Below are 17260 nucleotides of genomic sequence, written 5' to 3' on the forward strand. Positions count from 1 at the left end.
CGTCATGCAGTTGATTGAACATTCCGACTCGCCGCGCTACATCCGCCTGCACGAGCGGGACAACGTTGTAGTGGTGGTCAACGATCAGGGCGTACCGGCCGGTACCGAGTTTGCCGATGGCCTGGTCACCTTGGATTTCGTACCGCAGAGCCACAAGGTCACCCTGGAGGATATTCCTGAAGGCGGCCCGGTGATTCGTTACGGGCAGATCATCGGCTATGCCTTGCAGCCGATCCGTCGCGGCAGTTGGGTCAAGGAAGATCAACTGCGCATGCCGACCGCGCCGCCGCTGGACAGCTTGCCGCTGTCCACCGATGTGCCGGACGCGCAGGCACCGCTGGAAGGCTTCACGTTCGAGGGTTATCGCAACGCCGACGGCACCGTCGGCACGCGCAACATTCTCGGCATCACCACCACCGTGCAGTGCGTCACCGGCGTGCTCGATCATGCGGTCAAGCGCATCAAGGAAGAGTTGTTGCCGAAGTACCCGCACGTCGATGACGTGGTGGCGCTGACCCACAGTTATGGCTGCGGTGTGGCGATTACCGCGACCGACGCCTACATCCCGATTCGTACCGTGCGCAATCTGGCGCGCAACCCGAACCTGGGCGGCGAGGCGCTGGTGATCGGTCTGGGCTGCGAGAAATTGCAGGCCGGGCAGGTGATGCACGAGGACGATGCCTCGGTGGATCTCAGCGATCCGTGGCTGTACCGCTTGCAGGATTCCAGTCACGGCTTCACCGAAATGATCGAGCAGATCATGGAACTGGCTGAAGTGCGTTTGAAGAAACTCGACCAGCGCCGCCGCGAAACCGTGCCGGCCTCCGAGCTGATTCTCGGTATGCAGTGCGGCGGCAGCGATGCGTTTTCCGGCATCACCGCCAACCCGGCGCTGGGTTATGCCTCGGACTTGCTGTTGCGTGCGGGGGCGACGGTGATGTTTTCCGAAGTCACCGAAGTGCGCGATGCGATCTACCTGCTCACCTCACGGGCGCAAACGCAAACCGTCGCCGAAGAGCTGGTGCGCGAAATGGACTGGTACGACCGTTACCTGGCCAAGGGCGAAGCCGATCGCAGCGCCAACACCACGCCGGGCAACAAGAAGGGCGGGTTGTCGAACATTGTCGAGAAGTCGCTGGGCTCGATCGTCAAGTCCGGCAGCAGCGCGATCAATGGCGTGCTCGGCCCGGGCGAGCGTTTCAAGCACAAGGGCCTGATTTTCTGCGCGACGCCGGCCAGCGATTTTGTCTGCGGTACGTTGCAACTGGCAGCAGGGATGAACCTGCACGTGTTCACCACCGGTCGCGGCACGCCTTACGGGCTGGCCATGGCGCCGGTGGTCAAGGTATCGACGCGTACTGAACTGGCGCAGCGCTGGCCGGACCTGATCGACATCGACGCCGGACGCATTGCCACCGGGCGCGCGACCATCGAAGAACTCGGCTGGGAGTTGTTTCACTATTACCTGGACGTTGCCAGTGGCAAGCAACAGACCTGGGCGGAGAAGCACAAGCTGCATAACGACATCACCTTGTTCAACCCGGCGCCGATTACCTGATCGTTTCATGGAAGATCAAAAGCCCCTCACCCCAGCCCTCTCCCGGAGGGAGAGGGGGCCGACCGAGTTGTTTGGCGCTATACATCGACCTGACAAATCGGGTCGATTATGGATTCGACGATGTCATTTCAGGTCGGTGGATTGTTTAAATATCCCCCGATCGGTTCCCTCTCCCTTTGGGAGAGGGCTAGGGTGAGGGGCTTTTGCTTTATCATTGCCCCCCTGACTAAGCTCACCCAAGGCTCTCCGGCATGCTGGCAATCTTTCTTGAAACCCTGAACATCACCGCGCCGGTGTTTGCCATGCTGTTTCTCGGTGTGCTGCTCAAGCGCATCGACTGGATCAACGACAACTTCATCCACACCGCCTCGTCGCTGGTGTTCAACGTGACCATGCCGGCGCTGCTGTTTCTCGGCATCCTCCACGCCGACCTGCACGCCGCGCTGCAACCTTCGCTACTGATCTACTTTTCCCTCGCAACGCTGGTGAGTTTCGCTGTGGCCTGGGGGTGGGCGATTTTCAGGTGTCCGCGCGAAGATCGCGGCATCTACACCCAGGGTGCGTTTCGCGGCAACAACGGCGTGATAGGCCTGGCGCTCGCCGCGAGCATGTACGGCGATTACGGCATTTCCCTCGGGGCAATTCTCGCGGCGCTGGTGATCCTGTTCTACAACACCCTGTCGACCATTGTGCTGGCGGTGTACAGCCCGGTGATCAAGTCCGATCCGTGGAGCATCTGCAAAAGCGTGTTCAGCAACCCGCTGATCATCAGCGTGATTTCGGCAGCGCCGTTTGCCTATTTCAAGATCGGACTGCCGGGCTGGCTGGAGACTTCCGGCCAGTATCTGGCGCAGACCACGTTGCCACTGGCGCTGATTTGTATCGGCGGCACGCTGTCACTGGCGGCGCTGCGCAAGAGCGGCAACATGGCGCTCAGTTCCAGCCTGGTGAAGATGATCGGTCTGCCGGTGCTGGCGACACTGGGGGCATGGCTGTGGGGCTTTCGCGGCGCGGAGCTGGGGATTCTGTTTCTCTACTTTGGCAGCCCGACGGCGGCGGCGAGTTTCGTCATGGCCCGGGCGGCGCAGGGCAATCATGAGCTTGCAGCAGCGATTATCGTGATGACCACGTTGATGGCGGCTATTACCACCAATGTCGGGATCTTTGTGTTGCAGTGGGGTGGGTGGATCTGACAAGGATTTGCAGTGTCTGTCAGGGCCTCTTCGCGAGCAGGCTCGCTCCCACATTTGAAATGCATTCCAGGTGTGGGAGCGAGCCTGCTCGCGAAAGCTATTTCAGCAGCACTGAATCACTCAGGTTTCTGGTAGGTATCAATCACTTCCTGCGCCGCGCGAAACGCATCGATCGCCGCCGGTACGCCGGCATACACCGCGCAATGCAGCAGCGCCTCGCGAATCTCTTCCACCGTGCAGCCGTTGTTCAGCGCACCGCGCACATGGCCTTTCAACTCCTGCGGACACTTCAACGCGGTTAGCGCGGCGAGGGTAATCAGGCTGCGGGTTTTCAGCGACAAACCTTCGCGATTCCACACGCCACCCCAGGCGTGTTCATTGACGAAATCCTGCAACGGCTGGGTGAACTCGGTGGCGTTGCCCAAGGCGCGATCAACGAACGCATCGCCCATGACCTGACGACGGATTTCAACCCCGGACTGCTTCGACTCGCTCATGGCACATCTCTCTTGTGGTGTTGGCGACGCCAGGCGCGGATCGACGTGAACAACAGAAACGTCAGCAGCGCCGGCAGGACATAAAACAGCATCAAGCGCTCGAGTTTGCCGGCCAGCGGCATGCCCGTGGTGAACGACACCACATGCAGCCCGTAGACCAGATACAAACCGAGCAGCAGCAAGCCTTCGGCTCGAGTCACGCGGTAGCCCGAGTAAAACACTGGCAGACACAGCGCAGCGACGCCGAGCATCACCGGCAGGTCAAAATCCAGCGCGTTGGGAGAGACGGAAAGCGGCGTCGGTGCGAGTAGGGCGGTCAGGCCGAGTACCCCGAGCAGGTTGAACAGATTGGCGCCGATCACGTTGCCCACGGCAATGTCGCGCTGCCCGCGCAACGCAGCGATCAGCGACGTCGCCAGTTCCGGCAACGAAGTGCCGACCGCAACCACGGTCAGGCCGATGACCCGTTCCGACAGGCCCAGGTCGGTGGCCACGACCACGGCGGCGCCGAGCAGCAAACGCCCGGCGAACACCAGCATGGCAAGGCCAGCGAGAATCATCAGCACACTGATCAACCAGGATTGCTGCGTATCCTGTGGTCGTGCGCCATGGGGCCGGGTCGAGTGTCGCGACTGACGCAACAGCAAGCCGAGGTACAGTGCCAAAGCACCGAGCAGCAGGACGCCGTCGAAACGCCCGAGGTCTTTATTCCAGGCGAGGATGAATACCAGCAGGCTGGCGCCGATCATCAACGGGATATCCAGACGTACCAGTTGCCGCGATACGCGCAGCGGGATGATCAGTGCCGACAGGCCAAGGGTTACGAGGATATTGAAGATGCCGCTGCCGACCACGCTGCCGACGGCGATGTCGGGGTTGTCGGTCAACGCCGCTTGCAGGCTCACGGTCATCTGCGGCGCGCTGCTGCCGAGGGCGACGATGGTCAGGCCGATGATCAACGGACGCACATGCAGGCGCTCGGCCAGACGCACGGCGGCGCGCACCATCAGCTCGGCGCCGATGAGCAAAAGACACAGGCCGCTGAGCAGTTCGATGACGTTGATCAGCGGCAGATCGGCTAGTCCGAAAATGGTCGGCGCTCCATCAGTCCAGGGCCTGCACGCGAACCCGTGCGGTGCCGCTGCGCAGCATGCCGATTTCATCGGCGGCCTCGCGTGACAGATCGATCAGTCGGCCACGGGTGTGCGGGCCACGGTCATTGATGCGGACCACGACTGATTCATCGTTTCTCAGATTGGTGACCTTCACCCGCGTGCCGAACGGCAACTGGCGGTGGGCGGCGGTCAGGGAATGCTGGTTGAACGCTTCGCCGCTGGCGGTGCGTTTACCGTGATGCCTGGCTCCGTAATAGGAGGCGACGCCGGTCTGGTCATAACCGTGCGGGTCGATGGTGTCGGTACTGGCGCAACCGGCCAGCAGAGAGAGCAGGGCGCTGCTCAGCAACAGACGCTTCATTCAAAGGTATCCCGGATCAAATGTAGGAGGGACCTGTGGCGAGGGGATTTATCCCCGTTGGACTGCGCAGCAGTCCCAAAACTGAGAACTCGGTTTATCTGGTGCAAATCAAGCTCAGCAATTAGGGCCGCTTCGCGGCCCAACGGGGATAAATCCCCTCGCCACAGGTCCCTTCCACAGGGAATGGAGCCAGGCTTTGGATCTGGCTCCATTGGTGGTCAGCCTTCGAGCTTGCTTTTCAGCAGTTCGTTCACCTGCTGCGGGTTGGCCTTGCCTTTCGAGGCTTTCATGGCCTGGCCGACGAAGAAGCCGAACATCTTGCCGCGTTTGGCTTCGTCTGCCGCGCGGTACTGTTCGACCTGTTCGGCGTTGGCCGCGAGCATTTCGTCGAGCACAGCCGAGATCGCGCCGGTGTCGGTGACTTGCTTGAGGCCGCGCTTCTCGATGATCTCGTCAGCACTGCCTTCACCATTGGCCATCGCTTCGAACACCACCTTGGCGATCTTGCCGGAGATGGTGTTGTCCTTGATGCGCTGCAGCATGCCGCCCAGTTGCTCGGCGGAGACTGGCGAATCCTCGATGTCCAGGCCCTGCTTGTTGAGCAGGCTGCCCAACTCGACCATCACCCAGTTCGCCGCCAGTTTCGCGTCGCCGCCGATGGCTGCGACTTTCTCGAAGTAATCCGCCTGTTCACGGCTGGTGGCCAGCACGTTGGCGTCGTAAGCCGACAGACCGAACTGGCTCTGGAAGCGTTCGCGCTTTTGCGGTGGCAGTTCCGGCAGGGTGGCACGCACTTCACCGAGGAACGACTCTTCGATGACCACCGGCAGCAGGTCCGGATCGGGGAAGTAACGGTAGTCGTTGGCTTCCTCTTTCGAACGCATCGGACGGGTCTCGTCCTTGTTCGGATCGTACAGGCGGGTCTGCTGGATCACTTTGCCGCCGTCTTCGATCAGCTCGATCTGGCGCTGGATCTCGGAGTTGATCGCCTTCTCGATGAAACGGAACGAGTTGACGTTCTTGATCTCGCAGCGAGTGCCGAACTCGACCTGGCCTTTCGGTCGTACCGAGACGTTGCAGTCGCAACGCAGCGAGCCTTCGGCCATGTTGCCGTCGCAGATGCCCAGGTAACGCACCAGCGCGTGGATCGCCTTGACGTAAGCCACGGCTTCCTTGGCGCTGCGCATGTCCGGCTCGGAAACGATTTCCAGCAGCGGCGTGCCGGCACGGTTCAGGTCGATGCCGGTGGCACCGTTGAATTCTTCGTGCAGGCTCTTGCCGGCGTCTTCTTCCAGGTGCGCGCGGGTGATGCCGACGCGTTTGACCGTGCCGTCTTCCAGGGCGATGTCCAGGTGGCCTTTGCCAACGATCGGCAATTCCATCTGGCTGATCTGGTAGCCCTTGGGCAGATCCGGGTAGAAATAGTTTTTCCGGGCGAACACGTTGTGCTGGCCGATCTCGGCGTCAATTGCCAGACCGAACATCACCGCCATGCGCACCGCTTCCTGGTTGAGCACCGGCAGCACGCCGGGCATGCCCAGGTCGATCAGGCTGGCCTGGGTGTTCGGCTCGGAACCGAATGTGGTGGAACTACCGGAAAAGATTTTCGACCGGGTAGTGAGCTGAGTGTGAATCTCCAGCCCGATCACGACTTCCCATTGCATGTTTGTCTCCTCAGAAGCCGGTTGGGGTGCGGGTGTGCCAGTCAGTGTTCAACTGATACTGGTGCGCAACGTTGAGCAAACGGCCTTCCTGGAAGTACGGCGCGAGCAACTGCACGCCCACCGGCAGACCGTCGACAAAACCGGCCGGCATCGACAGGCCCGGCAGGCCGGCGAGGTTGGCGGTGATGGTGTAGACGTCTTCCAGATAGGCAGCGACCGGGTCGCTGTTCTTGGCGCCAAGCTTCCAGGCCGGGTTCGGCGTGGTCGGGCCGAGGATGATGTCGACTTCATTGAACGCAGCCATGAAATCGTTCTTCACCAAACGACGAATCTTCTGCGCTTTCAGGTAGTAGGCGTCGTAGTAACCGGCGGACAGCGCGTAGGCACCGACCATGATCCGGCGCTGTACTTCCGCGCCGAAGCCTTCGCCACGGGAGCGCTTGTACAGGTCGATGAGGTTTTCCGGGTTTTCGCAGCGGTGGCCGAAACGTACGCCGTCGAAACGCGACAGGTTGGAAGACGCTTCTGCCGGGGCGATCACGTAGTACGCAGGAATGGCGTGCTGCATGTTCGGCAGGCTGATTTCCTTGATCACCGCACCGAGCTTCTGCAACTGCTGGATGCTGTTCTGGATCAGCTCGGCAATGCGCGGGTCGAGACCGGCGCTGAAGTATTCCTTCGGCACGCCGATGCGAAGGCCTTGCAGCGACTCGCCCAGGCCGGCGGAGTAATCCGGCACCGGCTCATCGATGCTGGTGGAGTCGTTCGGGTCGAAGCCGGCCATGCCTTGCAGCAGAATCGCGCAATCTTCGGCCGTGCGCGCCAACGGACCGCCCTGATCAAGGCTGGACGCGTAGGCAATCATGCCCCAGCGCGAAACGCGACCGTAGGTCGGCTTCAAACCGGTGAGGTTGGTGAATGCTGCCGGCTGGCGGATCGAACCGCCGGTGTCGGTGGCGGTGGCGGCAGGCAGCAGGCGAGCGGCCACGGCGGCGGCCGAACCACCGGACGAACCGCCCGGCACGTGTTCCAGGTTCCACGGGTTTTTCACCGCGCCGTACCAGCTCGACTCGTTGGCCGAACCCATGGCGAATTCGTCCATGTTGGTCTTGCCCAGGGTCACGGCGCCGGCAGCGGCCAGTTTCGCAACGACAGTGGCGTCATAAGGGGCTTTGAAGTTGTCGAGCATCTTCGAGCCGCAGCTGGTGCGGATGCCCAGGGTGCAGAACAGGTCCTTGTGGGCGATCGGCGCGCCGAGCAGGGCGCCGCTCTCACCATTGGCCCGGCGTGCATCGGCGGCTTTCGCCTGCTCGATGGCCAGATCCTCGGTGAGGCTGATGAAACTGTTGAGCTGCGGGTCGAGCTGGGTAATACGCGCCAGCAGGACTTTGGTCAGCTCTTCGGAGGAAAACTTTTTATCGGCGAGACCGCGGGCGATCTCGGCCAGAGTCATTTGATGCATTGCAGGCTCTTTCCCTTTAGTCGATGACTTTCGGAACCAGATACAGGCCGTTTTCGACCGCTGGTGCGATGGACTGGTAGGCCTCGCGATTATTCGTCTCGGTCACCACGTCGGCGCGCAGGCGCTGACTGGCTTCCAGGGGGTGGGCCAGCGGCTCGATACCGTCGGTATCAACGGCCTGCATTTCGTCGACCAGCCCGAGAATGCTGTTGAGGGCGGAAGTAATGTGCGGAAGATCGGCATCGTTGAGGCCAAGGCAGGCCAGATGCGCGATTTTTTCCACGTCGGAGCGTTCTAGCGCCATCGGGATTCTCCAGTGGAAAACAGAACGGACGGCGTCCGTGTGTTAGATTGTCGGAACACTACCGCACTTCTACGGTCATAAGGCCGCGATTGTGGGGCTTGGTGCACAGAAAAGCGGCCAATTTAACATATTGGCGCCTTGCCCAAAATCCCTGTCGTTGTTAGAGTTTGCCGCACTTTTTTACCCACGCGTTGCCTAGGGTCCCTTTCCCATGTTCAAGAAACTGCGTGGCATGTTTTCCAGCGATCTTTCCATTGACCTGGGCACTGCCAACACCCTTATTTACGTGCGCGAGCGCGGTATCGTCCTGAATGAGCCATCGGTTGTGGCCATTCGGACACACGGTAACCAGAAAAGTGTCGTTGCTGTCGGCACCGAGGCCAAGCGCATGCTCGGCCGTACGCCGGGCAACATTGCTGCCATTCGTCCGATGAAGGATGGCGTGATCGCCGACTTCAGCGTCTGCGAAAAGATGCTGCAGTACTTTATCAACAAGGTTCACGAAAACAGTTTCCTGCAGCCCAGCCCTCGTGTGCTGATCTGCGTTCCATGCAAGTCCACCCAGGTTGAGCGTCGCGCCATCCGTGAATCGGCCCTTGGCGCCGGTGCCCGTGAAGTGTTCCTGATCGAAGAGCCGATGGCTGCTGCGATCGGTGCCGGTCTGCCGGTTGAAGAAGCACGCGGTTCGATGGTCGTGGACATCGGTGGTGGTACCACCGAGATCGCCCTGATCTCCCTTAACGGTGTGGTTTACGCCGAATCCGTACGTGTCGGCGGCGACCGTTTCGACGAAGCGATCATCACCTACGTGCGCCGTAACTACGGCAGCCTGATCGGTGAATCCACCGCCGAGCGCATCAAGCAGGAAATCGGTACGGCCTACCCGGGCGGCGAAGTACGCGAAGTCGATGTTCGCGGTCGCAACCTGGCCGAAGGCGTTCCACGCGCATTCACCCTGAACTCCAACGAAGTGCTCGAGGCTCTGCAAGAGTCGCTGGCAACCATCGTTCAGGCGGTGAAAAGCGCGCTGGAGCAATCGCCGCCGGAACTGGCTTCCGACATCGCCGAGCGTGGCCTGGTGCTGACCGGTGGTGGCGCGCTGCTGCGTGACCTCGACAAGTTGCTGGCCCAGGAAACCGGTCTGCCGGTGATCGTTGCCGAAGATCCGCTGACATGCGTTGCTCGCGGCGGTGGCCGTGCGCTGGAAATGATGGATAAGCACACCATGGATCTGCTTTCGAGCGAATAAGCTTCGAATGCAATACGTGGGTGAGCGCACAGGCAGCACTTTGCAGTGCTGCCTGTTGGCGTTTATCTTCTGTCAGTCTTCATCCAGGCCGGTTTGATGCCGTATGAATAAACAGAACATTTGCCTGGGAGGAGCGGCTTATTAAACCGCTTTTCACCAAAGGCCCTTCGTTGGGCGTGCGCCTGTTGGTGCTGGCCGTGCTCGCGGTCGCGCTGATGGTGGTCGATGCACGTTTCGACCTGCTCAAGCCCGCGCGCAAGCAAGCGTCGCTGGTGCTCATGGATGCCTACTGGATCACTGACCTGCCCGGCCGCTTATGGGAAGGGGTCGCCAGTCAGTTCGGCAGCCGCACCGAGCTCGTCGCCGAAAACGAAAAACTCAAGACCGAAAACCTGCTGTTGCAGGGACGCATGCAAAAGCTCGCGGCCCTGACCGAGCAGAACGTTCGGCTGCGCGAGTTGCTCAACTCCTCCGCACTGGTCAATGAAAAGGTCGAAGTGGCCGAGTTGATCGGCATGGACCCCAACCCCTTCACCCATCGCATCATCATCAACAAAGGTGAGCGCGACGGCGTGGTGCTCGGCCAACCGGTGCTCGATGCACGCGGGCTGATGGGCCAGGTGGTCGAATTGATGCCGTACACCTCGCGCGTTCTGCTGCTGACCGACACCACCCATAGCATTCCGGTGCAGGTGAATCGTAACGGTCTGCGCGCGATTGCCAGTGGCACCGGCAACCCTGAGCGCCTGGAATTGCGTCATGTCGCCGACACGGCGGACATCAAAGAGGGCGACCTGCTGGTCAGCTCCGGCCTCGGCCAGCGATTCCCCGCTGGTTATCCGGTGGCCACGGTCAAGGAAGTCATCCACGATTCCGGCCAACCGTTTGCCATTGTCCGTGCGGTACCTACCGCCGCCCTGAACCGCAGCCGCTACCTGCTGCTGGTGTTCAGCGACAGCCGCACCGCCGAGGAACGCGCCAATGACGCCGCCCAGGCGCAGGAACAGCTCGATGCCCACGGCGGCGGCCCGATGTTGCCGGCCAGCGTGCCGAAACCGTTGATCATGCCTGCCACGCCGTCGACCGCTACCGCAGCGCCGGCCGCTGAAGCAGCGGCGCCTGCCACCACGCCTGCCAAGCCTGCCGCGAGCAAACCGCCCGCTGCCGCTCCGGCCGCTGCCAAACCGCCGGCCGCGAGCAAACCACCGGCAAAACCGCCAGCGACTACCGGGGGACGAGAATAATGGTCGGCGCGAAAAAATCCGGAAACAGCTGGATGATCTGGCTGACGTTCTTCGTCGGCATCCTGCTCAGCGTTTCACCGTTGCCGATCTTCATGGAAATCCTTCGCCCGCTGTGGCTGGCCTTGCTCGTGACCTTCTGGGCGCTGTACATGCCGCACACGGTCGGCATGGTGACGGCGTTCTGTCTGGGGCTGGCCGAAGATGTCCTGCAGGGCGACCTGCTCGGGCAGAACGCGCTGATCCTGACCCTGATTACTTTCCTCGTGTTGTCGTTGCAGCAGCGTCTGCGCATGTTCCCGATGTGGCAGCAGTGCCTGGTGATCCTGGTGATCTTCGGCCTCGCACAGTTGGCGCAACTGTGGCTGAGCGCTCTGACCGGCAACCGTCAGCCAACCCTGGCGCTGGTCTTGCCGGCGCTGGTCAGTGCCTTGCTCTGGCCGTGGGTCAGCTTCGCCCTTCGCGGGATGTGCCGACGCTACAGAATCTATTGAGCCGGTGAAGCAGGGCACTGAACAGGGAGATGTTTTGATGAAACTGCTTTACCTCGCCTCCGGCTCACCGCGTCGCCGTGAATTGCTCACGCAGATCGGCGTGCAGTTCTCCGCCATCAGCGCGGACATCGACGAAACCCCGCTTCCTGAAGAGTCCCCTTCGGCCTATGTCGAACGCCTTGCGCGTGGCAAGGCTGAGGCCGGTCGCTGTTCGGTCGTCTCTGATCAGCCGTTCTGCGTGCTTGGCGCCGACACCGCAGTGGTGCTCGACGGCAAAATACTTGGCAAACCGGTGGACGAAGCCGATGCATGCGCCATGCTGATGATGTTGTCCGGCAACGAACACGAAGTGCTGACCGCCATCGCCGTGCTTGAAGGCGAGCGCTGCGAGTCGCGGGTGGTGCGCAGTCGCGTGCGTTTCCGCACCATCAGCCGCGATGAGGCCGCTGCCTACTGGGCCAGTGGCGAACCGCGCGACAAGGCCGGCGGCTATGGCATTCAGGGCCTGGGTGCGGTGTTTGTCGCCGGGCTCGAAGGCAGCTACTCGGCGGTGGTCGGCTTGCCGTTGTGCGAAACCTGCGAGGTGTTGGGCCATTTCGGCATACCCTGTTGGCAAAACCTGAACACGCCCTGAGCGTCGTACGAATCCAGATGCGGCCACTATCGTGAACATGCCTGAACGAGATCCTGCCATGAGTGAAGAGATTCTGATCAACATCACGCCGATGGAATCGCGCGTGGCGGTGGTCGAAAACGGTGTGCTGCAAGAAGTCCACGTCGAGCGCACGCAGAAACGCGGGATCGTCGGCAACATCTATAAAGGCAAGATCGTTCGCGTCCTGCCGGGCATGCAGGCGGCATTTGTTGACATCGGCCTCGATCGTGCAGCTTTCATTCACGCCGCCGAAATCTCCCTGCGTGAAGGCCCGGCGGTGGAAAGCATCAGTTCGCTGGTGCACGAAGGCCAAAGTCTGGTGGTGCAAGTCACCAAAGACCCGATCGGCTCTAAAGGCGCACGCCTGACCACGCAACTGTCGATTCCTTCGCGTTATCTGGTGTACATGCCGCGCACCGCCCACGTCGGCATTTCCCTGAAGATCGAAGACGAAGCCGAGCGCGAGCGCCTCAAGCAGGTGGTCAGTGATTGCGTGGCCAAAGAAGGCATCAAGGAGGCCGGCGGTTTCATTCTGCGCACGGCCGCGGAAGGCGCGGGCGCTGATGAAATTCTCATGGACATCCGCTACCTGCGGCGCCTCTGGGACCAGATCAACGAGCAGATCAAGACCATCGCCGCGCCGAGCGTGATTTACGAAGACCTCGGCCTGGCCCTGCGCACCCTGCGTGACCTGGTCAATCCGAAAATCGAGAAGATCCGCATCGATTCCCGGGAAACCTTCCAGAAAACCACGCAGTTTGTCGCCGAACTGATGCCGGAAATCGCTGATCGTCTGGAACACTACCCGGGTGAACGACCGATCTTCGATCTGTACGGTGTCGAAGACGAAATCCAGCGCGCGCTGGAGCGCAAGGTGCCGCTGAAGTCTGGCGGCTATCTGGTGATCGATCCGGCGGAAGCCATGACCACCATCGACGTCAACACCGGGGCGTTCGTCGGTCATCGCAACCTCGAAGAAACCATTTTCAAAACCAATCTCGAAGCGGCCACGGCGATTGCCCGGCAGATGCGCCTGCGCAATCTCGGCGGGATCATCATCATCGACTTCATCGACATGGAAGATGAAGAGCACCAGCGTCAGGTTCTGCGCACTCTGGAAAAACAGCTGGAGCGCGACCACGCCAAGACCAACATCATCGGCATCACCGAGTTGGGCCTGGTGCAGATGACCCGCAAGCGCACCCGCGAAAGCCTTGAGCAGGTGCTGTGCGAACCGTGCAGCAGTTGTCAGGGCCGCGGCAAGCTGAAGACCGCCGAAACCATCTGTTACGAGATCTTCCGCGAGATTCTGCGCGAGGCGCGGGCCTATCAGGCCGAGGGTTACCGGGTGCTGGCCAACCAGAAGGTGGTCGATCGTCTGCTTGATGAAGAGTCCGGTAACGTCGCCGAGCTTGAAGGCTTCATCGGTCGCACCATACGCTTCCAGGTGGAAACCATGTATTCCCAGGAACAATATGACGTGGTGCTGCTCTGAAACCCTGCATCACCCTTCATTCAACGCGGCTGGCCTCAGCTTTTCGCAGTTTTTTTGCCATGGGAGCCAACTGACATGGAGCGTCTGACACGCATTCTGGCCGCACTCACCCGCTGGGGGCTGGGCCTGTGCGCGTTGGTTCTGGTGTTGATGGCGTTGTACGTCAGCCTCGGCCGCGAGCTGACGCCACTGGTGGCCGAATACCGCGCCGACATCGAAGACAAGGCCAGCGCCGCCCTCGGCATGCCCTTGCAGATCGGTGAGCTGGAAGGCAACTGGAGCGGTTTCGCGCCGATCCTGCTGGCCCATGACGTGATGGTCGGCGACGGCGCCAACGCGCTGCGCCTCGACCGCGTGCGGGTGGTGCCGGATATGTGGGGCAGCGTGTTGGCCCGCGAAGTACGCCTCGCGCATATCGAACTCAACGGTTTGAAGATCAGCCTCAAGGAAGCCGAAGACGGTACCTGGGCGCTGGAAGGGCTGCCGGTGCAGAAGGATCAGCCGTTCGATGCGGCGCAACTGTTCCAGCGCTCGCAGATGATCAGACAATTGTCGGTGCTCGACAGCCAGGTGACCCTGCAACCGCTCGATCACCCGCCCATGACGCTCACCTATGTCGGCCTCAATCTGCGTACCGGCGCCAGCCGCCAGCGTCTCGACGCGCGTCTGACCTTGCCCGATGGCCAGCCTGTCGCGCTGAGCCTGCGCAGCCAGCTGCGTCCCGATCAATGGCAGAACAGCGCCATCGAGGGTTATGCCAGCCTGCCGCAGAGCGACTGGTCGAAATGGCTTCCCGAGCGCCTGACCCAGCAATGGAATTTTTCCGAGATCAAGGCCGGCGGCGAACTCTGGGTCGATTGGTCCGAAGGCGCTTTGCAAAGCGCCGCGTTGCGCCTGAATGCGCCGCAAGTGACCGGTGCCTACGCCGAGCGCAAGCCGATCCAGATCAACAATCTGGCGCTCAACGCCTATTACCGCAACACAGCCGAAGGGGTGAAAGTCACCCTCGATTCACTGGCGATGAGCTTCGGCGAAACCCGCTGGGAATCCCATGTGCAGGTGCAGCAGACTCGCGCCAGCGCCAAGGCTGAAGAGCTCTGGCATCTGCAGGCCGATCGCCTCGATCTGACCCCGATCACGCCGCTGCTCAATGCGCTGGGGCCGTTGCCACAAAGCTTCGCCACAGTGGTCGAGCGTTTGAAGGTAACCGGCGGCCTGCGTAATGTGCTGCTGGACTTCCGCCCGACCGCCACCGATGGCAGCAAATTCGGCTTTGCCGCCAACCTCGACAATGTCGGTTTCGATGCCTACCACGGCGCTCCGGCGGCGCGCAATGTCAGTGGCAGCCTGAGCGGCAACCTCGACGGCGGCGAGTTGCGCCTCGACAGCAAGGATTTCGTCCTGCACCTCGATCCGATTTTCGCCAAGCCATGGCAATACCTGCAGGCCAATGCGCGGCTGACCTGGAAGCTCGACAAGGATGGCTTCACCCTGATTGCGCCATACCTCAAGGTATTGGGCGAGGAGGGCAAGATTGCCGGCGATTTCCTCATTCGCCTGCACTTTGACCATAGCCAGGAAGACTACATGGACCTGCGCGTCGGCCTGGTTGATGGCGACGGTCGCTACACCGCGAAATACCTGCCGGCGGTGTTGAGCCCGGCGCTTGATGAGTGGCTGCGCACAGCGATCCTCAAAGGCGCAGTGGACCAGGGCTTCTTCCAGTATCAGGGCTCGCTGAGCAAGAACGCTGGCGAGGCTGATCGCAGCATCAGCCTGTTCTTCAAAGTGCACGACGCCGAGCTGGCCTTTCAGCCGGGCTGGCCGCATGTGAGCAAAGTCAGCGGCGATGTGTTCATCGAAGACAGCGGCGTGCGCATCTGGGCCAGCAAAGGCCAGTTGCTCGACACCCAAGTCAGCGATGTCTTCGTCAATATTCCTCATGTACCGGCCGGGCAGAACTCGCATTTGTTCCTGGATGGCGCATTTGCCGGTGGCCTGGGCGACGGCTTGAAGATTCTTCAGGATGCGCCGATCGGCACTGGTGAGACCTTTGCCGGTTGGGAGGGCGCGGGTGATCTGAATGGCAAGCTCAAGCTGGATATTCCGCTGGCCAAGGGCGAGCAGCCGAAAATCCTCGTCGATTTCAAAACGGCCAACGCGCGGCTGAAACTGGCCGAACCGAAGCTCGAACTGAGCCAGCTCAAGGGCGATTTCCGCTTCGACAGCAATAAAGGCCTCAGCGGCCAGAACATCTCTGCACGGGCCTTCGACAAACCGGTCACTGCGCAGATCTTCGCTGATGGCAGCCCCAACCAGATCAAGACCCGGGTTGCGGCGTCGGGGCAGGTTGAAGTGAAAAAGCTCACCGATTGGCTGGGCGTGACCCAGCCGTTGCCGGTGTCCGGGACGATTCCGTATCAGTTGCAGCTGAATCTTTCCGGGGCCGACAGCCAGTTGTTGGTCAGCTCCAGCCTCAAAGGCGTGGCGGTGGATCTGCCGGCGCCGTTCGGCATGACCGCCGATGTCGGACGCGACACGGTATTCCGCATGACCTTGCAAGGGCAGGAGCGGCGGTACTGGTTCAAATACGATCAACTGGCCAATTTCACTTTTGCCGCGCCGCCGAGCAATTTCGCCGACGGCCGTGGCGAACTGTTTCTCGGTGCTGGCGAAGCGGTGTTGCCGGGCGCCAAGGGCCTGCGCATACGCGGGGTGCTGTCGGAACTGGACGTCGCGCCGTGGCAGGATCTGGCCAGCAAGTACGCTGGCGGGGATCCGGGCGGCAGCGCCAAACAACTGCTCAGCAGTGCTGACATCAAGGTCGGCAAATTGACCGCGTTCGGCACCACGCTGGATCAGGCTTCGGTGCAGATCAATCGCAAGCCAGGCGCGTGGAACCTGGCGCTGGATAGCCAACAGGCCAAGGGCAGCGCCAGCCTGCCGGATGCCAAGGGCGTACCGATTGCGGTGAATCTGCAATACGTGAAACTGCCGGCGCCGGACCCGGCGGTGCAGGCTGACGAGAATGCGCCGGATCCATTGGCGTCGGTCGACCCGACGAAAATCCCGGCGCTGGATATAACCCTCAACCAATTATTCCTCGGCCCCGACCTGGTGGGTGGCTGGTCGCTGAAAGTGCGGCCGACCGCCAAGGGCATCGCGCTGAACAACCTCGACATGGGCCTCAAGGGTATCCTGCTGCAAGGCAACGGCGGCTGGGAAGGCGCGCCGGGGGCGACCAGCAGTTGGTACAAGGGCCGCATTGGCGGCAAGAATCTGGCCGACGTGCTCAAAGGCTGGGGCTTCGCGCCGAGCGTGACCAGCGAAGAATTCCATATGGATGTCGACGGCCGTTGGCCGGGCTCGCCGGCGTGGCTGGCGACCAAGCGCTTCTCCGGCACCCTCGATGCCTCGCTGAACAAAGGCCAGTTCGTTGAAGTGGAAGGCGGTGCTCAGGCGCTGCGGGTGTTCGGCCTGCTCAACTTCAACTCGATCGGCCGGCGCCTGCGTCTGGACTTCTCCGACCTGTTCGGCAAAGGCCTGAGCTACGACCGGGTCAAAGGTTTGCTGGTGGCGAACAATGGTGTCTACGTGACACGTGAGCCGATTCGCCTGACCGGGCCTTCGAGCAACCTTGAGCTGGACGGCACGCTGGATCTGGTTGGTGACAAGGTCGATGCGAAATTGCTGGTGACCTTGCCGGTGACCAACAACCTGCCGATCGCCGCGTTGCTCGTCGGCGCACCGGCGGTCGGCGGCGCGCTGTTCCTCATCGACAAGCTGATCGGCGACCGCGTCGCGCGCTTCGCCAGCGTCAAGTACACCGTCAAAGGCCCATGGAAAGAGCCGAAAATCACCTTCGACAAGCCTTTTTAACTAGCAGACACTACCCCTGTAGGAGCTGCCGAAGGCTGCGATCTTTTGATCTGGCTCTTAAAAAAAATCAACAGATCGCAGCCTTCGGCAGCT

General features: G+C 61.4%; 14 protein-coding genes. 8 read left to right on the plus strand and 6 right to left on the minus strand.

Going from position 1 to position 17260, the window contains the following annotated elements:
* Positions 1-4: 4 nt before the first annotated feature.
* Complete coding sequence (gene garD / locus PSH90_RS04000; RefSeq protein WP_016771706.1) at positions 5-1558, plus strand: galactarate dehydratase; 1554 nt, start codon at positions 5-7, stop codon at positions 1556-1558.
* 251 nt (positions 1559-1809) lie between these two features.
* Positions 1810-2751, plus strand: a complete 942-nt coding sequence (locus PSH90_RS04005; RefSeq protein ID WP_056782923.1) for an AEC family transporter — start codon at positions 1810-1812, stop codon at positions 2749-2751.
* Positions 2752-2867: 116 nt separating this feature from the next.
* Here PSH90_RS04005 and PSH90_RS04010 read toward each other — a convergent pair whose 3' ends face one another.
* From PSH90_RS04010 to gatC, 6 genes are all read right to left on the minus strand, one after another.
* Positions 2868-3248, minus strand: a complete 381-nt coding sequence (locus PSH90_RS04010) for a carboxymuconolactone decarboxylase family protein (protein WP_150742784.1) — start codon at positions 3246-3248, stop codon at positions 2868-2870.
* The gene (locus PSH90_RS04015) at positions 3245-4255 is read right to left on the minus strand and encodes a calcium/sodium antiporter (RefSeq protein ID WP_231991050.1); all 1011 of its coding nucleotides are present in this window, start codon (positions 4253-4255) and stop codon (positions 3245-3247) included. Before PSH90_RS04015 ends, PSH90_RS04010 begins: the two co-directional genes overlap by 4 nt.
* Before the next feature lie 97 nt (positions 4256-4352).
* On the minus strand, positions 4353-4724 hold the full coding sequence (locus tag PSH90_RS04020; protein ID WP_095180369.1) for a septal ring lytic transglycosylase RlpA family protein: 372 nt from the start codon (positions 4722-4724) through the stop codon (positions 4353-4355).
* Positions 4725-4942: 218 nt separating this feature from the next.
* Positions 4943-6388 (minus strand): Asp-tRNA(Asn)/Glu-tRNA(Gln) amidotransferase subunit GatB, encoded by a 1446-nt coding sequence (gatB, locus tag PSH90_RS04025; protein ID WP_016771702.1) that lies wholly within the window; start codon positions 6386-6388, stop codon positions 4943-4945.
* A 10-nt stretch (positions 6389-6398) separates the two neighbouring features.
* A complete protein-coding gene (gene gatA, locus PSH90_RS04030) occupies positions 6399-7850 on the minus strand; it encodes an Asp-tRNA(Asn)/Glu-tRNA(Gln) amidotransferase subunit GatA (protein WP_056782927.1) in 1452 nt (483 codons plus the stop codon).
* Between the two features lie 16 nt (positions 7851-7866).
* The gene (gene gatC / locus PSH90_RS04035; RefSeq protein WP_024011606.1) at positions 7867-8154 is read right to left on the minus strand and encodes an Asp-tRNA(Asn)/Glu-tRNA(Gln) amidotransferase subunit GatC; all 288 of its coding nucleotides are present in this window, start codon (positions 8152-8154) and stop codon (positions 7867-7869) included.
* A 211-nt stretch (positions 8155-8365) separates the two neighbouring features.
* Here gatC and mreB point away from each other — a divergent pair, with 211 nt between their 5' ends.
* From mreB to PSH90_RS04065, 6 genes are all read left to right on the plus strand, one after another.
* Entirely contained in the window at positions 8366-9403 is a 1038-nt protein-coding gene (gene mreB, locus PSH90_RS04040) for a rod shape-determining protein MreB (RefSeq protein ID WP_002555108.1), read from the plus strand.
* Positions 9404-9579: 176 nt separating this feature from the next.
* A complete protein-coding gene (mreC, locus tag PSH90_RS04045) occupies positions 9580-10647 on the plus strand; it encodes a rod shape-determining protein MreC (protein WP_231507578.1) in 1068 nt (355 codons plus the stop codon).
* The gene (gene mreD, locus PSH90_RS04050; RefSeq protein ID WP_056782930.1) at positions 10647-11138 is read left to right on the plus strand and encodes a rod shape-determining protein MreD; all 492 of its coding nucleotides are present in this window, start codon (positions 10647-10649) and stop codon (positions 11136-11138) included. Before mreC ends, mreD begins: the two co-directional genes overlap by 1 nt.
* Positions 11139-11175: 37 nt before the next feature.
* Positions 11176-11772 carry a nucleoside triphosphate pyrophosphatase gene (locus PSH90_RS04055; protein WP_150636098.1) on the plus strand — a complete coding sequence of 199 codons (597 nt, stop codon included), beginning with the start codon at positions 11176-11178 and terminating at the stop codon, positions 11770-11772.
* A gap of 58 nt (positions 11773-11830) precedes the next feature.
* The gene (gene rng / locus PSH90_RS04060) at positions 11831-13288 is read left to right on the plus strand and encodes a ribonuclease G (RefSeq protein ID WP_016771696.1); all 1458 of its coding nucleotides are present in this window, start codon (positions 11831-11833) and stop codon (positions 13286-13288) included.
* Between the two features lie 75 nt (positions 13289-13363).
* The gene (locus PSH90_RS04065; protein ID WP_305382219.1) at positions 13364-17167 is read left to right on the plus strand and encodes a YhdP family protein; all 3804 of its coding nucleotides are present in this window, start codon (positions 13364-13366) and stop codon (positions 17165-17167) included.
* The last annotated feature ends 93 nt before the right edge of the window (positions 17168-17260 follow it).

The sequence above is a fragment of the Pseudomonas sp. FP1762 genome (assembly GCF_030687105.1).
Lineage (GTDB): Bacteria > Pseudomonadota > Gammaproteobacteria > Pseudomonadales > Pseudomonadaceae > Aquipseudomonas > Aquipseudomonas siliginis.

Coding starts and splice junctions, on each gene's coding strand:
- rng (WP_016771696.1), top strand. CDS start 11,831: ATGAGTGAAGAGATTCTGATCAACATCACGCCGATGGAATCGCGCGTG.
- gatA (WP_056782927.1), bottom strand. CDS start 7,850: ATGCATCAAATGACTCTGGCCGAGATCGCCCGCGGTCTCGCCGATAAA.
- PSH90_RS04065 (WP_305382219.1), top strand. CDS start 13,364: ATGGAGCGTCTGACACGCATTCTGGCCGCACTCACCCGCTGGGGGCTG.
- garD (WP_016771706.1), top strand. CDS start 5: ATGCAGTTGATTGAACATTCCGACTCGCCGCGCTACATCCGCCTGCAC.
- mreD (WP_056782930.1), top strand. CDS start 10,647: ATGGTCGGCGCGAAAAAATCCGGAAACAGCTGGATGATCTGGCTGACG.
- gatC (WP_024011606.1), bottom strand. CDS start 8,154: ATGGCGCTAGAACGCTCCGACGTGGAAAAAATCGCGCATCTGGCCTGC.
- PSH90_RS04005 (WP_056782923.1), top strand. CDS start 1,810: ATGCTGGCAATCTTTCTTGAAACCCTGAACATCACCGCGCCGGTGTTT.
- PSH90_RS04015 (WP_231991050.1), bottom strand. CDS start 4,255: ATGGTGCGCGCCGCCGTGCGTCTGGCCGAGCGCCTGCATGTGCGTCCG.
- gatB (WP_016771702.1), bottom strand. CDS start 6,388: ATGCAATGGGAAGTCGTGATCGGGCTGGAGATTCACACTCAGCTCACT.
- PSH90_RS04010 (WP_150742784.1), bottom strand. CDS start 3,248: ATGAGCGAGTCGAAGCAGTCCGGGGTTGAAATCCGTCGTCAGGTCATG.
- PSH90_RS04020 (WP_095180369.1), bottom strand. CDS start 4,724: ATGAAGCGTCTGTTGCTGAGCAGCGCCCTGCTCTCTCTGCTGGCCGGT.
- PSH90_RS04055 (WP_150636098.1), top strand. CDS start 11,176: ATGAAACTGCTTTACCTCGCCTCCGGCTCACCGCGTCGCCGTGAATTG.
- mreB (WP_002555108.1), top strand. CDS start 8,366: ATGTTCAAGAAACTGCGTGGCATGTTTTCCAGCGATCTTTCCATTGAC.